This is a genomic window from Pseudescherichia sp. AS216, assembly GCF_037152055.1.
GTDB lineage: Bacteria > Pseudomonadota > Gammaproteobacteria > Enterobacterales > Enterobacteriaceae > Pseudescherichia.
The window spans coordinates 579,019-592,344 of sequence record NZ_JBBCMV010000003.1 but is presented as its reverse complement, the minus strand read 5'-3'; the positions used below and the strand labels follow the sequence as shown (position 1 = coordinate 592,344).

At 49.8% G+C, this 13,326-nt stretch carries 11 protein-coding genes; 2 read left to right on the top strand and 9 right to left on the bottom strand.

Features of this window, described 5'->3' with window-relative positions; all coding sequences use genetic code 11:
- Positions 1-119: 119 nt before the first annotated feature.
- From tcyN to WFN61_RS12035, 6 genes are all read right to left on the bottom strand, one after another.
- Positions 120-872 carry an L-cystine ABC transporter ATP-binding protein TcyN gene (tcyN, locus tag WFN61_RS12060; RefSeq protein WP_312235231.1) on the bottom strand — a complete coding sequence of 251 codons (753 nt, stop codon included), beginning with the start codon at positions 870-872 and terminating at the stop codon, positions 120-122.
- Positions 869-1,537 carry a cystine ABC transporter permease gene (tcyL, locus tag WFN61_RS12055; protein ID WP_222888207.1) on the bottom strand — a complete coding sequence of 223 codons (669 nt, stop codon included), beginning with the start codon at positions 1,535-1,537 and terminating at the stop codon, positions 869-871. The genes tcyN and tcyL overlap by 4 nt, the downstream gene beginning before the upstream one ends.
- A 21-nt stretch (positions 1,538-1,558) precedes the next feature.
- A complete protein-coding gene (gene dcyD, locus WFN61_RS12050; RefSeq protein ID WP_144817335.1) occupies positions 1,559-2,545 on the bottom strand; it encodes a D-cysteine desulfhydrase in 987 nt (328 codons plus the stop codon).
- A gap of 107 nt (positions 2,546-2,652) precedes the next feature.
- Positions 2,653-3,453 (bottom strand): cystine ABC transporter substrate-binding protein, encoded by an 801-nt coding sequence (gene tcyJ / locus WFN61_RS12045; protein ID WP_144817334.1) that lies wholly within the window; start codon positions 3,451-3,453, stop codon positions 2,653-2,655.
- Between the two features lie 90 nt (positions 3,454-3,543).
- Positions 3,544-4,095, bottom strand: a complete 552-nt coding sequence (gene fliZ / locus WFN61_RS12040) for a flagella biosynthesis regulatory protein FliZ (protein ID WP_144817333.1) — start codon at positions 4,093-4,095, stop codon at positions 3,544-3,546.
- Between the two features lie 58 nt (positions 4,096-4,153).
- Entirely contained in the window at positions 4,154-4,873 is a 720-nt protein-coding gene (locus WFN61_RS12035) for an RNA polymerase sigma factor FliA (protein ID WP_144817332.1), read from the bottom strand.
- Between the two features lie 239 nt (positions 4,874-5,112).
- Between WFN61_RS12035 and WFN61_RS12030 the strand changes: the two genes are divergently transcribed.
- Positions 5,113-6,303 (top strand): ATP-grasp domain-containing protein, encoded by a 1,191-nt coding sequence (locus WFN61_RS12030; RefSeq protein ID WP_312282657.1) that lies wholly within the window; start codon positions 5,113-5,115, stop codon positions 6,301-6,303.
- 74 nt (positions 6,304-6,377) lie between these two features.
- Here WFN61_RS12030 and WFN61_RS12025 read toward each other — a convergent pair whose 3' ends face one another.
- The gene (locus WFN61_RS12025; protein WP_312282658.1) at positions 6,378-7,550 is read right to left on the bottom strand and encodes a DegT/DnrJ/EryC1/StrS family aminotransferase; all 1,173 of its coding nucleotides are present in this window, start codon (positions 7,548-7,550) and stop codon (positions 6,378-6,380) included.
- 218 nt (positions 7,551-7,768) lie between these two features.
- On the opposite strand from WFN61_RS12025, the gene WFN61_RS12020 reads away from it, so the two are divergent.
- Positions 7,769-8,596, top strand: coding sequence for a methyltransferase domain-containing protein (locus tag WFN61_RS12020; RefSeq protein ID WP_312282659.1), 828 nt, complete (start codon positions 7,769-7,771; stop codon positions 8,594-8,596).
- A gap of 61 nt (positions 8,597-8,657) precedes the next feature.
- Here the strand turns inward: WFN61_RS12020 and WFN61_RS12015 are convergent, their stop codons facing one another.
- Together WFN61_RS12015 and WFN61_RS12010 are read right to left on the bottom strand one after the other, a co-directional pair.
- A complete protein-coding gene (locus WFN61_RS12015) occupies positions 8,658-9,716 on the bottom strand; it encodes a class I SAM-dependent methyltransferase (RefSeq protein WP_312282660.1) in 1,059 nt (352 codons plus the stop codon).
- 78 nt (positions 9,717-9,794) lie between these two features.
- Complete coding sequence (locus WFN61_RS12010) at positions 9,795-13,313, bottom strand: glycosyltransferase (RefSeq protein ID WP_312282661.1); 3,519 nt, start codon at positions 13,311-13,313, stop codon at positions 9,795-9,797.
- Between the last annotated feature and the right edge of the window lie 13 nt (positions 13,314-13,326).

The following is a 13,326-nucleotide window of genomic DNA, read 5'->3' as shown; positions in this document are numbered from 1 at the left end:
GTTTATATACCAACCGAAGCGAGATTAACGGGACAAATGGCGGGATGGTAATCGATTGCTAAAGCGGGCCGATGTTTCACGCCCACCGCCTAACCAGCCGATGGGCGCGTATCAGCGCACTACTGCATGAGGAATTTTTCCAGGAACTGGCGAGTTCGCGGCTGCTGTGGGTCGGCAAACAGCGTTTTGGCTGGCCCCTGCTCTACTATCCGGCCCTGGTCCATGAAGATAGCGCGATCGGCCACGTCCCGGGCGAAGCTCATCTCATGGGTGACAATCACCATGGTCCGTTTCTCCTGCGCCAGCTGACGAATAGTGCTTAGGACCTCTCCCACCAGCTCAGGATCCAGCGCTGAGGTGGGCTCATCAAAGAGGATCACGTCCGGGCGCATCGCCAGCGCGCGGGCAATGGCGACGCGCTGCTGCTGTCCCCCCGAGAGACGTTTCGGGTAGCTGGTCTCCTTGCCGCTCAATCCCACTTTCGCCAGCAGCTCCCGGGCGCGTGCTACAGCCTCGGCTTTCGCTTCGCCCTTAACGATCACCGGTCCCTCAATGATATTTTCCAGTACCGTGCGGTGGGGAAAGAGGTTAAAGCTCTGAAACACAAAGCCAACGTGCTGACGCAGCTGGCGGATCTCTCCTTTCTGCTGGCTCAATGCCCGCGCCGTATCGATGGTAATGGTACCGACGCGGATGCTGCCGCTCTCCGGGTGCTCAAGCAGGTTGATGCAGCGCAGCAGCGTCGTTTTTCCAGAGCCGCTGGGGCCGACGATCGCGACCACCTCCCCCTCGTTGACCTCTAAATCAATGCCGTGCAGCACCGTCTGACCGTGAAACTTCTTCACCAGGTTTTTCACTTCAATCGCACTCATTTCGGATCGCGCTCCTGACGGTTAAGCTGGTTTTCAAAATAGTTCTGCAACGCCGAAAGTACCGTGGCCATCACCCAGTAGATCAGGGAGGCGGCGAGATACATGGTAAAGACCTCCAGCGTCCGGGAGGTGATCAGCTGCGCCTGGCGGAACAGCTCCGGCACCTGAATGGTCGCCGCCAGCGAGGTATCTTTTACCAGGCTGATAAAACTGTTGCTGAGCGGCGGCAGCGCCACCCTGGCCGCCTGAGGTAAAATGGCGCGACGCAGGGTTTGCCACGGGGTCATACCGATACTGGCCGCGGCCTCCCACTGCCCCTTATCGATAGAGGAGATAGCGGCGCGCAGCGTTTCAGAGGTGTAGGCTGCCGTATTGAGCGACAGGCCAATCATCGCCGCCGGAAGCGGATCCAGTTCGATGCCGAACTGCGGCAGACCGTAGTAAATCATAAATAGCTGGGCAATCAGCGGCGTACCGCGAAACACGGAGATATAAAAGCGTGCCAGCCAGCGTACCGGCGCAATGGCCGACATCCGCATCAGCGCCAGCACAAAGCCGAGCAGCAGGCCAAAGAACATCCCGCCAATACTGAGCTGTAACGTAAATACCGCCCCACGCAGCAGGTACGGCAATGACTCTATCACCAGTTGAATACTTTCTTGCATTATGGTTTTTCTGCCTGAATGTTAAACATGGGGGTGGTAGGCAAAGAGCGCAGGCGCGCCGCCGGTATGAATAAACAGAATCGGCCCCTGATCCTTGAAACGGTTCTGGTTAATGCCATCGATCAGCCCGGCCATCGCTTTTCCGGTATAGACCGGATCCAGCAGAATACCCTCCAGGCGGGCCAGCAGCTTGATCGCCTCCACGCCCTCTTCGTTCGGCGTGCCGTAGCCGGGCGCGAAGTACTCATCCCACAGTATGATGTCCGCTCTGGCCTCAACCTCAAGCTCGCGGGCGATGGCCTGCTGAAGCGCAACCACTTTCGGTCGCTGCTCGTCACGCTTGCGGGAGACGGTCACGCCAATCAGCTCCGCCTCGGGCATCAGCTGCTCAAGGCCAACCGCCAGACCGGCATGCGTCCCGGCACTGCCGGATGCCACCACGATGGAAGAGAGCGCTACCGCCCCTTCACACTGCTGGGCAATCTCCAGGGCACTCTCTACGTAGCCCAATGCGCCCAGCGCGTTCGAGCCGCCAACCGGAATAACATAGGGACGAAAACCCTGAGCTTCAATACGCGTCGCCAGCTCGGCCAGCTGCGCTACCGGATCGGTGAGGGCATCGCACATCTCAATCTGCGCGTTGAAAAGATCCAGCAGCAGCCGGTTGCCGTTAGTGAGGTAGTTTTCTGCCCGCGTGCCGATGGGATTTTCCAGCAGCGCCACGCAGTGCAGGCCAAGCTTAGCCGCCACGGCGGCGGTTTGGCGTACGTGATTTGACTGGATCGCCCCGGCGGTGATCAGCGTGTCCGCGCCCTCCCGCAGCGCGTCGGCGGCGAGGAACTCCAGCTTGCGCAGCTTGTTGCCGCCCAGCGCCATCGGCGTCACGTCGTCGCGTTTGATATAGATTTCACGACCCAGATAGTCAGAGAAGCGCGGCAGGTACTCCAGCGGCGTCGGTGCGCCAATAAATTCGAGGCGCGGAAAGCGGGTCAGGTTTTGCAAAGACATAGGGCCTCCGGTGGCCGATTTAAGACGTGCGTAGTGTTAATTATGTACCTTTAGCGGCAGAAATAAAAAAGGCGCTTCAATAAGCGCCTTTTTACCGCCGGTGAACGTTACTTAGTTACGTCAGCACCGAACCATTTTTCTGACAGCGCCTTCAGGCTACCGTCTTTCTGCATAGCGGCAATCGCATCGTCAACCGCCTTCAGCAGGTCCTGATTGTCTTTACGCAGCGCCACGCCTGCTTCCTGACGGGAGAACGGCTCGCCCGCTACCGCCAGCGTATCTTTGGTCTTTTTCACCAGATCCAGCGCCGCCAGACGATCCACCAGAATGGCATCGATACGGCCTACGCGCAGATCCTGGTATTTGGTCGGGTCATCATCATAGGTACGAATATCCACGCCCTGGACGTTCTTGCGCAGCCACTCTTCATAGTTGGTTCCCAGACCGACACCGACCTTTTTATCTTTCAGATCGGCTGCGGTTTTGATCCCGCTCTCATTGCCTTTCTTCACCAGCGCCTGAATACCGGAGACGGTGTAAGGGGTAGAGAAGTCATATTTTTTCTTACGCTCGTCGGAGATCGTGACCTGGTTGATCACCACGTCGATGCGCTTAGAGTCCAGCGAGGCCAGCATACCGTCCCACTTGGTGGGCTTCAGCGAGGCTTTTACGCCGAGGTGTTTTGCCAGCTCTTCCGCAAACTCGACTTCAAAGCCGGTGAGCTTGCCGTCATCGCCCTGATAGCTGAACGGCGGGTAGGTGCCCTCCAGCCCGACCAGCAGCGTGCCGCGATCTTTAACTTTCTTCAACAGGCCTTCGTCAGCGAAGGATTTCGCGCTCACGCCGGCCATCAGCGCAACAGCCATTACACCCATCAGCGCCTGACGACCCAAAAGTGCTAATTTCATAGTTACCCCGAAGATAAAAATTGGTTGATAGGCAGTGTAAGGTGCTGACCCACAAGGTACAAACACCCGTACGCTACATATTATTCACTTTTAATATATATCAGAAGTTGCGCCGGAAGCGATTTTCTGACTGGCCATAAAGTGCGCCTGGGCTTTGAATTGCGCATATTTGCGCAGGGCGATCCGGTAATTATTGGTACTGGTCGTGGGTAGCCACGGCTCCAGAACTTCATCCAGAAAACCGTCTTCAAGCTGGTCGGGGGTAATACGGTGGGCGGTAAGGTGATTGCCAAGGCGGCGCAGGCGTACGACATACTCACGTACCGTGCCGTGGCTCATTTCAGTTTGCTCAAACAGATACTGTTTAAAGCCGATGATATCAAAAAAGTCGCTCTGCTCTTTGCAATGCAGATCGCCGCAGAAGCGGCACAGGGCAACCCACTCTTTCTGCTCCAGCTCCCAGCCCGCTTCGTCCAGCAGCGTGTCGAGGCGCGAGATAGCAATTTTGTTGACGATTTCGCCCCGACGCACCAGCGTGATGCGGTCGAGCAGTTTATGGCAATGGGCGCAATGCGTCTGGCTGTGTTTAAAGTCTTTAAGGTAGCGGCTTAATGGCCGTCTTTTTACTTGTAGCACCGTCATGATAACTCCTGGCTGTCAATACGTTGTGCGACATCGTTCAGGCAGCAGTCGTGGCTGCCTATAACTTACCCAGTTTGGTACGTAAGCGCTTAATAGCCTGACTATGGAGCTGGCTGACCCGCGACTCTCCCACATCCAGCACCGCGCCGATCTCTTTGAGATTCAGCTCTTCCTGGTAGTAGAGCGTCAATACCAGCTGCTCACGTTCCGGCAAGGCTTCGATCGCCTCCATCACGCGATGGCGGAGATTGCTCTCCAGTAGCTGATGTAACGGGTTCTCCTGCTGGTTATCGTCAGTCACCAGCTCAATGCTATCGCCATGCTCTTCACGCCACTCGTCATAGGAGAAGAGCTGGCTATTGTTGGTGTCGAGCAACATCTGACGATACTCTTCGACAGAAATATTGAGCCGCTGCGCAACTTCGGTTTCCGTTGCGTTACGGCCTAACTCCTGCTCCAGCTGCCCCATCGCCTGCGCCACTTCGCGGGCGTTCCGCCGGACGCTACGTGGCACCCAATCGCGGCTGCGCAACTCGTCCAGCATTGCGCCACGAATACGCTGCACTGCGTAAGTGGTAAATGCCGTTCCTTGCAGAGCGTCGTATCGGTCAACTGCATTTAATAACCCGATACCGCCCGCCTGTAGCAGATCGTCCAGTTCCACACTCGCCGGCAAGCGCACCTGCAGGCGCAATGCTTCGTGACGCACTAGCGGTACATAACGTTGCCACAGCGAGTGTTTATCCATTACACCATCAGCGGTATAGAGTGTATTCACGATAAACAGCCCTGCGTTAAATGAGTTATCGGCATGATTATCCGATTCTGGAGGGGTTTTAATCGGATGAATAGTGGGTGAAATGGGGGGTTATTTGCAGAGTTAGACGCATGTCAGGTATACATACTGTTCTCATCGAATAAGCCTATCTGTCTAAGTGTATGATAAAAGTTTTGATAACCCCTGCAGGGACCGAAATTGGAAGGGAAATTTTCAGTTCGCTGCGTCATGAAAAATCAGTGGAATTAGTTCTTGCTGGGGCGGATTACGACAATCATGCCAGGTACATTGGTCATGAATACTTTCTCCTGCGTGGAGTAAATGAACCGGGATGGCTTGAGGATCTGCAAGCGTTTGTACGCCTGCATGCTATTGATTTCATATTTCCTGCTCATGATGACGTTTTATTAGCTTATGCGATGCATCAGGATGAAATCGCAGCGAAAATCATAGCGCCTCCTCGTGAAGCCTGCCTCATTACACGTTCAAAACAACGCACATATCATAAAGTAAGCGATCTGATACCAGTGCCTAAATGTTATCAATCTATTGAAGATATTGATATATGGCCTGTTTTTGTTAAGCCAGACTGCGGACAAGGTTCCCAGGGCGCGTTAAAAATCGCTGACAAAGTCACGCTGGAAAAGCACCTTGCGTCTAATCCAGGCCTGCTTATCTGCGAGTACCTTCCTGGTGAAGAGTATACGGTTGACTGTTTTACCCAAACGGGGAAAGGTGTCCTTTTTTGCCAGGCCAGAACGCGTGAACGTGTCCGGGCGGGGATATCCATGGCATCACGCACTATTGAGATACCCGGAATCGCTGAACTCGCTGAGTCTCTTTCGCAGCGTCTCAATTTATTAGGGAGTTGGTTTTTCCAGATCAAGCGTGCTAAGAATGGTACATTGAGCCTGCTGGAAATAGCCCCGCGCATAGCAGGAACCATGGCTCTAAATAGAGTCCGGGGTGTTAATTTCCCTTTGCTTTCTTTATATGAGCATCGAGACATTCCTGTTTCAATCAATGCCCTTAATGGTGAGTTTAAGATTAGCAGAGCGCTAGTCAACCGATTTAAAACCGATATTAACTATAATTCCGTTTATATCGACTTTGATGATACACTGGTTGTACATAATCAACTTTGCCTCCCGTTAATATCCTTTATATTTCAATGCATTAATAAAAAAATTCCGTGTATACTTATCACTCGTCACGCTGGCGACATTCATCGAAGTTTAAAACAATGGCGCATTAATACACTATTCGATGAAGTTATTCACCTTCGCCAGAATGAAAAGAAATCAGATTATATAGTTGATCGGGATGCTATTTTTATTGACGATAGCTTTCGTGAGCGCCGGGATGTGAGTGAAATACGAGGGATCCCTGTTTTTGATTTAAGTATGATCGATCTTCTGCTTGAAGAGTAATGCCTACCCATATTGCGAGTTGCGTCGTGAGCACACCAGGCAAGTGTGCTCAAAAGGAAAATAACGTCTACCGTTTATGATGCATTAGCATCAATACTATCCAGATAGTGTCTTAAAGGCGTATCGCTACGCTTCGTTTTGGCATGGTAATAAATAACCTGTAAAATTTTATCCTGCTCTTCATCCGTTAAGTCAGGATAAATAGGCAGACAAAGAATTTTATCTGCCAACGCGTTGGCATGAGGAAGATGCAGCGGATCGGCGGATGGCAGGTGCCGGTACATGGCAAAAGAACTGATCAGTGGATAGAAGTAGCGGCGAGTGTAAATACCCGCTTCTTTCATCGCCTCATGCAGTTCATCTCGGCTTATCGAATAATCATCCTCTACCAGGATCGGGTAGTAAGCATGGTTCCATTCAAAGCCATCCTGCTCATCAAACCATTTAATACCCGGAACGTCCTTAAGTCCCGTGCAATAGTAATCATATATTTCCTTGCGCCTTGTTAGCGCCTTATCGATATGCTGCAATTGTAAAAGCCCAAACGCCGCCTCAACTTCATTCATTTTTGCATTGATACCAGGAGCTACCACACGCGTTTCACTCGCAAATCCAAAATTCTTCAAATAATCAATGCGTTGCTTAGTGCGCTCGTCGTGACAAATGATTGCCCCACCTTCAAAAGTATTAAAAACTTTTGTCGCATGGAAACTTAATACTGATAGATCGCCATGATTGAGGATACTTGTTCCGCCCTGCCTGACACCAAACGCATGTGCGGCATCATAAACTACCTTCAAACCATAAATGTCGGCAATTTGCTGCAGCTTCGCTACATCGCAAGGGATACCATAACAATGGACAGGCATAATTGCCGTAGTATTTGGAGTGATTAACTCTTCAACCCGATCAGGGTTGATATTAAATGTTTTCGGGTCAACGTCAGCAAAAACCGGCGTTAACCCATTCCATAGCAGAGTATGTGATGTGGCGACAAAAGAGTATGGGGTAGTAATCACTTCCCCAGTGATTCTAAGTGCCTGTAATGCCGTGAGTAAGGCAAGAGTGCCATTTGCAAAGAGACAGACATATTTTACGCCCAAGTATTTCGCAAGCTCTGACTCCAGTTGCTGATGGAAGCCTCCGCCATTAGTCAGGATACGGCTTTCCCAAATCTGCTCGAGATAAGGAATGAACTCCTCTAGCGGCGGTAAAAGAGGATTAGTGACAAATATATTTTTGCTCATCGTGTTGCGGTTCCCAAAGGCGTTCATCAACGTATGATAGTCTCGTAGGGTTCATCTCTATCGTGCAAATAACACGATATTCATGTGCTTTTTCTTATAAAATGTCCTTAAACGCCTAAACACAGTACGCAAAAAAGCTAAAGTCTGGATGACTTAAAGCAACAAGTCATGCCATAATAGCTTATATTTTAGTAAGCAAGCTGTGATTTGAGGTAGTAATGAAAAAAAACCCATGCATTATTTGTGGTGGCGGCATGCAACCTTATATAAAAAAAGAAAAATTTGCTTCAAACCTCAAAAAAGTTAATACAAAAGATCTGCTCCCTATCACCTACTCTTGCTGTGATGAGTGTGGCTTTCTATTATCTGATACACATACTGCAATGGATGAGAATGCATGGGTCACACTAAATAATGAATTTCATCATGCTAATGAAAATGATGAAAGAAACGAACTCGGTTTCAACCAACCGCCTTACCTTGAACAAGCGCTGATGTTCGAACTTCTTGCATGTAATGGTATTATTGACGATAAGCATGTGCTCGATTATGCCGCTGGATATGGAACATTGAGTCGTCTACTAGAGAAATATTTTCAGCGTAAAATAGATAACTATGATAAATATATCACAACTGTCCAGCAAAATTATTTATCTAATCCTTCACCAAAAAGCTGGTCTGTTGTTATAAACTCCGCCATGTTTGAACATGTGTTAAGTCGAAAGGACCTTGATTCGGTAAACGATTTTGTAGCGCCTGAAGGTGCATTAATTATTCACACGGTTGTAGTCGAAAAAGTGCCGAAGGATCCGAACTGGTTCTACATTGATATTCCTGTTCATACAGCAGTTCACACCAATCGCAGTATGAGCATTTTAATGCAGCAATGGGGCTATCAATCTTCTATCTACAGTCCTAAAAGCAAGTCCTGGGCTTTACTAAAAAAACCTTATACAGAGATCAAGCCTATTGTTGATAAAATAAATGGTGAACTGCAAACCCCCTTTTTAATTGCCAAAGAGGGTTTCGTTGATTACTGGAAATAAAACAAGAATCTCTCAATTCTAGAGGCAGATTTAAAATAAATCCGCCTCGATTAACATCTCACTACAGGCGGATAAACAGCGTATCGCTGGCAGTAAAATGTTCTGTCACTCGCGGATCATTGAGAAGTTCATCACCCGCCCGTTTAGGGCCATCGCCGAATGACCACTCATAATCGTCAACAAGTATCCAGCCACCCGGTTTAATATGGGGAAGCCAAAGTAAGATATCTTTTTTAACCTGCTCATACTGATGGTTACCATCAATATGCAGGAGTGCAATTTCGCCGGCAATGGGTACAGTGCCCAGCTCGGCAGTGGTCAACTGGCCTTCTTTACCCACAGCCTGATAAACACTGATAGCCTCTTCTGCGGGCTTGCGAATATAGTTAACGTTGTTAAGCCCGGAAACCGACACGATAAAACCACTATGAACAGCATCCCAGTCGATCATTACCGCTGTCTTATTAACAAGTTCGGTCCCTTCGCCTTGGGACGATATTGATACCACATCCCAAGGATCAACGCTGATCATACTTCCAATACAGTGTTGCTGGGCAAGGAATCCTAGGGCATATGCAGAACGCCCCCAATAACTGCCGATCTCCACAACATCACCAGAGGGAACTCGATTAAATAGCGAAACCAGCGATTTTAGCTTTTCGTTATCGCTCATTCCGGGGATCATATTGAACTGTATAAACAGGGAAGCGTATTTTTCTTGGGTAAGCAGGCCTGGAAAAGAGGGATTATCAGCTAAAACCTGAGCGCCAAAATCCAGCGCTTCAGCGTATTTTGCCTGATAAACGCGATATGGAAATTCATTACAAATGGTAAACTTTTGCTCGAGGCCGGGATTTGCTTTGAGCGAATGCAAGTATTCAAGCACGACGTCATGCTCAGAGTAGACGTAGCCAATATCCTCAGAATCGAGGAGGGCCAGGAACGCGTCGGTAAACTCCTCAGTATTAACATAGGGGAGTGCATGAACTCTTTTCCCTGTCTGCGCTGTCGCAACAGAGCTTGCATAAATCACATTAGCACCGAGTGCTTGCGCATGGGCAATAAAAGAAGTACCAGACTCAATATTGCAAGGAAACACTAATACATTAATATTATTCATTTTACCCTACTAAACGACTCTTATAAATGGCTAAGGGCAGACGCTTTTGCATCAACCGCTAAAAATATCTCCAGGCGCTTAACCTGGTAACCAGGCTTTCGCCCATAATGCCGCATTATCGCTATTTAGCATCCAGTCGCGATGAACGTAACGCTGAAGCTCACGCCCCATCTGTTCACTTTGCGAGGGATTATCAAGGTGGTAGCGAATCGCCTCATGCCACTCTTTATAACGGTTACGCACCCGGGTAACATGTTTAAATCCTTGATAACACGCAACATCGCTACAGATGACGGGTATACCGCACGCACCATATTCAAGCAGTCGCAAGTTACTTTTGCAGGTGTTGAAGAAATTATCTTCCACGGGCGCAAGCGCAAGATCCAGGTTAAGCGAGGCTAATTTTTGCGGGTAAAGCTCAATATCAACGCCGTAGTGCATCTCAGTCACATACGGCCTGATTTTTTCTGGGCACATGCCAAAAAACACCCATTCGACTTCATCTGCAAAGGCTTGAATCACGCCGGCAATCATCTCAAGATCGCCAGTATGACTTGACCCCCCTGCCCAGCCTACGCGAGGCTTATGCCCTTGCTCGCGCAGGCTGACGACATTACCCCACCAGTCATGGGACAGGCGGTTTGGCATGACGACAATATCTCGGTGCATATCTGAAAAGGCGTCAGCCAGCGGCTGCGTTGACACCACAAAACGATCCATGTAGCTGAGGCTTTTACGCAACATCTTCATGATGTCTTTACCAAAATCAGACCGGTGATGGTTTTTGATCGGGATATTGGGAAGATAGTCATCCAGTTCAAATACCTTAAATATATTGGTCAGTTCGCCAACACGGCTAGCCCACTCGTGAAATTCGGCCGTTATCTGCCTTTGTAGAATAATACTGTCAGGTTTATACCGTTCCAGATAGGGCACGCTGAGGAACGTTTCTGATAATTTGCCATCAACAATTGCCGCATCGCGCATGGCTTCAAAAGGTTTGATAATGCGATAGTAGCCACAGCCAGCGTAGTCGCCCATATGCGGTAAAACGATCGGAAGAGGACTCCAGTCCAGCGGTCGCCAGCTCAGTAAGCTGTCGGGACACACCATAGCGTGTTCACTGCTCAATGACAGATTCACATTTGACGCCGGATCGTTAACCAATATGGGCATCCAGCGCGAGTAGAGAACGCTTTCATCCTGCTGTTGCTTCTCGTTGCGGGCTGTGACTTCTGCAGGCGTCTCGCTCACTTTACTGCTTACAGAGCGTAAAACCTCAACCGATGGTGTCCAGACGGTTAACCACCCTTTTTCTCTTACGCGTAAGCAGAAATCAACATCCCAGAAAGCGTCAAGAGATTCATCAAACCCCTGCACCGCATCGAAGACCTCTTTATTGACCAGCAGCAGATCGCCCGAAACGGCACTGTAGTTTTGGTCCACGTGCAGTCGGCCCATATAACTTTTGTGGCTGTTATTCACCCCAAAAAACGCTTCTCCCGCAACGCCGTTAACGCCAAGCAGATAGCCCGCATGGCGTACGGTACCATCACCATAGAGCTGTTTACCGCCAACAACGCCGACCTCGGGTCGTTGGCCGTGATTAAGTAACGCATGGATCCAGTTTGGTTGAGTAATAGCGATATCAGGATGCAGGAAGAGCAGATGCTGACCCGACGCTACTGACGCAGCAAGATTATTTCGCGCGGCTGTCGCGTGAACGCCTGCCGCAGAGAGCACCTTGATACGCTGAGGATCAATTTCAGCAAGGCCCTGTAACCAGTGAGTAATATCCTGTGGGGTCCCCTCATCCGCGATGACTAAAAGCTCATACGGCTGCCACTGGGTTTTTTCAATGACTGTGGTAACGCAGGTCACTAAGGGGGCTAACGCCTTCCCTGCTGAAATAATCACTGACACCATCGGCGTAAAGGCGTGACCGTACTGAATATGGAAGTGACCATAAATATCGCGGGTGATTTCTGCGTTATGATACCCCCGGTTTGCAAGGTGCCGTAATACAATACGTTCCTCTTCGTCACCGGCAATCACTGCGTCACCGGTGATAAACAGCGGCTCAGCAAGATGGCCTATCGGGGCAAAACCTTGTGTTTCGATCAGCTTAACCAGAAGATCGAACTCAAACGCAGCGCCCGCCTGGTTATCGAGACCCAGCGTCACCACCGCCTCACCACGCCACAGCCAGTTGCGTGCCATAATACCCGGCTGGCTTAAAAAGAGATCAAGGCTAAAGTCGGGTCGGAACCGGGCACCAATTAGTTTTCCATTGATGGTATAAACTTCATCACCGTAGATTGCGAGGAGATGAGAAGCAGAAAGCAACGTTGAGGCGAGCGATATCAACCCTGACGGCAGAAGCGTCATGCCCGCAGCTAAACAGAGAAACCATCCCTGAGGATCGTCCTGCGCCAGTCTGGTTAGCGCCTCGCAAGGGGTTAATGAAACAGGCAGCGTTTTTACGTCATCACGCGTTTCATCTGTTATCACCACCGGATTCAGGCTCATACCAGGTAATGTATGCGCAGCCAAAGATGCTAACGTCTTTTCTGTGTCGCTTTTATTGGCTTTACGCGCGTCAATCAGGATCGTCAGTGTGACAGGCTGGTGGCGACTGAGGTGCTGCTCTAAAAGGTGTTGCTGTATGGGCAGCAGGCGACGTTTGCCGATCCACTGCGCAAACTGACTCTCTTTTACCTGCTCCTCTAAGCTGTCGTCGACAAAGCGTACAGTAAACTGCTCGGGTGAAGAGAGCGGCGCAATGCGCAGATGCCGTGCCGGAACCGTCTGGTCATCGCCCATATCCAGTTCGCGAATAAGCTCAGGAAAACGTTCATGGGTTTTCTTTACGCGTTTATCGCTGTCACGCCCCTGCTGACTGACCTGCTGGCGAGAGATGCGTAAGCTGGAGAGCGTCTCTGTCAAATAGGCCAGATTCCCCTTGGCAAGGATCTTAGCGTACATCGTCAGATCACCGAGGAAATACATGACCTCACCGTTAAGACTAAACATGCCATCCGGTTGAGCAAGCATTGCCAATAGATCTTCACGATACATAAGAACCGTACTAGGTTCACCAATAAAGTTATTGATCTCAAAAAGCTGATAGCTATTAATATCTCGACCCACAATGACGGAGTCCTGCTCGACAGGTGAGGTCGTTGCAAACACATCCGTAAGTTCTTCCCCATGGATCCCGATCCGGTTCCGTCTTGAAGTTGCCATGCGAATTGAGTTATGGCTTTGCATAGCGTTAACCAGGGCAGAAATACAATTAGGTGCCATCAGGTCATCATCACATAAAAACTTAATCAGGCTACCCTGGGCTAGCTTGACGGAGGCTTCAAAGTTTTTGACATCACCCAGGCCTGGCACATTATGTACATACCGTAAGGGAAAGGGGGATTGGTCTTTACATTGCTCAACGATTTTTTTAATTTCATCCGTTGGGCAATCGTCACTAACGATAATTTCTACGTTCGGATAATCCTGAGCGAACGCACTTTGTAACGTCTCTTTAAACCATGATGACTTATATGCGGGAATAAGAAGGCTGACCAGAGCGGGCTGTGACATGTATAAGTTCCTG

Excerpts from the sequence above, each read along its gene's own strand:
- tcyN (WP_312235231.1), bottom strand. The coding sequence starts at position 872 with ATGAGTGCGATTGAAGTGAAAAACCTGGTGAAGAAGTTTCACGGTCAG.
- tcyL (WP_222888207.1), bottom strand. The coding sequence starts at position 1,537 with ATGCAAGAAAGTATTCAACTGGTGATAGAGTCATTGCCGTACCTGCTG.
- dcyD (WP_144817335.1), bottom strand. The coding sequence starts at position 2,545 with ATGTCTTTGCAAAACCTGACCCGCTTTCCGCGCCTCGAATTTATTGGC.
- tcyJ (WP_144817334.1), bottom strand. The coding sequence starts at position 3,453 with ATGAAATTAGCACTTTTGGGTCGTCAGGCGCTGATGGGTGTAATGGCT.
- fliZ (WP_144817333.1), bottom strand. The coding sequence starts at position 4,095 with ATGACGGTGCTACAAGTAAAAAGACGGCCATTAAGCCGCTACCTTAAA.
- WFN61_RS12025 (WP_312282658.1), bottom strand. The coding sequence starts at position 7,550 with ATGAGCAAAAATATATTTGTCACTAATCCTCTTTTACCGCCGCTAGAG.
- WFN61_RS12020 (WP_312282659.1), top strand. The coding sequence starts at position 7,769 with ATGAAAAAAAACCCATGCATTATTTGTGGTGGCGGCATGCAACCTTAT.
- WFN61_RS12015 (WP_312282660.1), bottom strand. The coding sequence starts at position 9,716 with ATGAATAATATTAATGTATTAGTGTTTCCTTGCAATATTGAGTCTGGT.
- WFN61_RS12010 (WP_312282661.1), bottom strand. The coding sequence starts at position 13,313 with ATGTCACAGCCCGCTCTGGTCAGCCTTCTTATTCCCGCATATAAGTCA.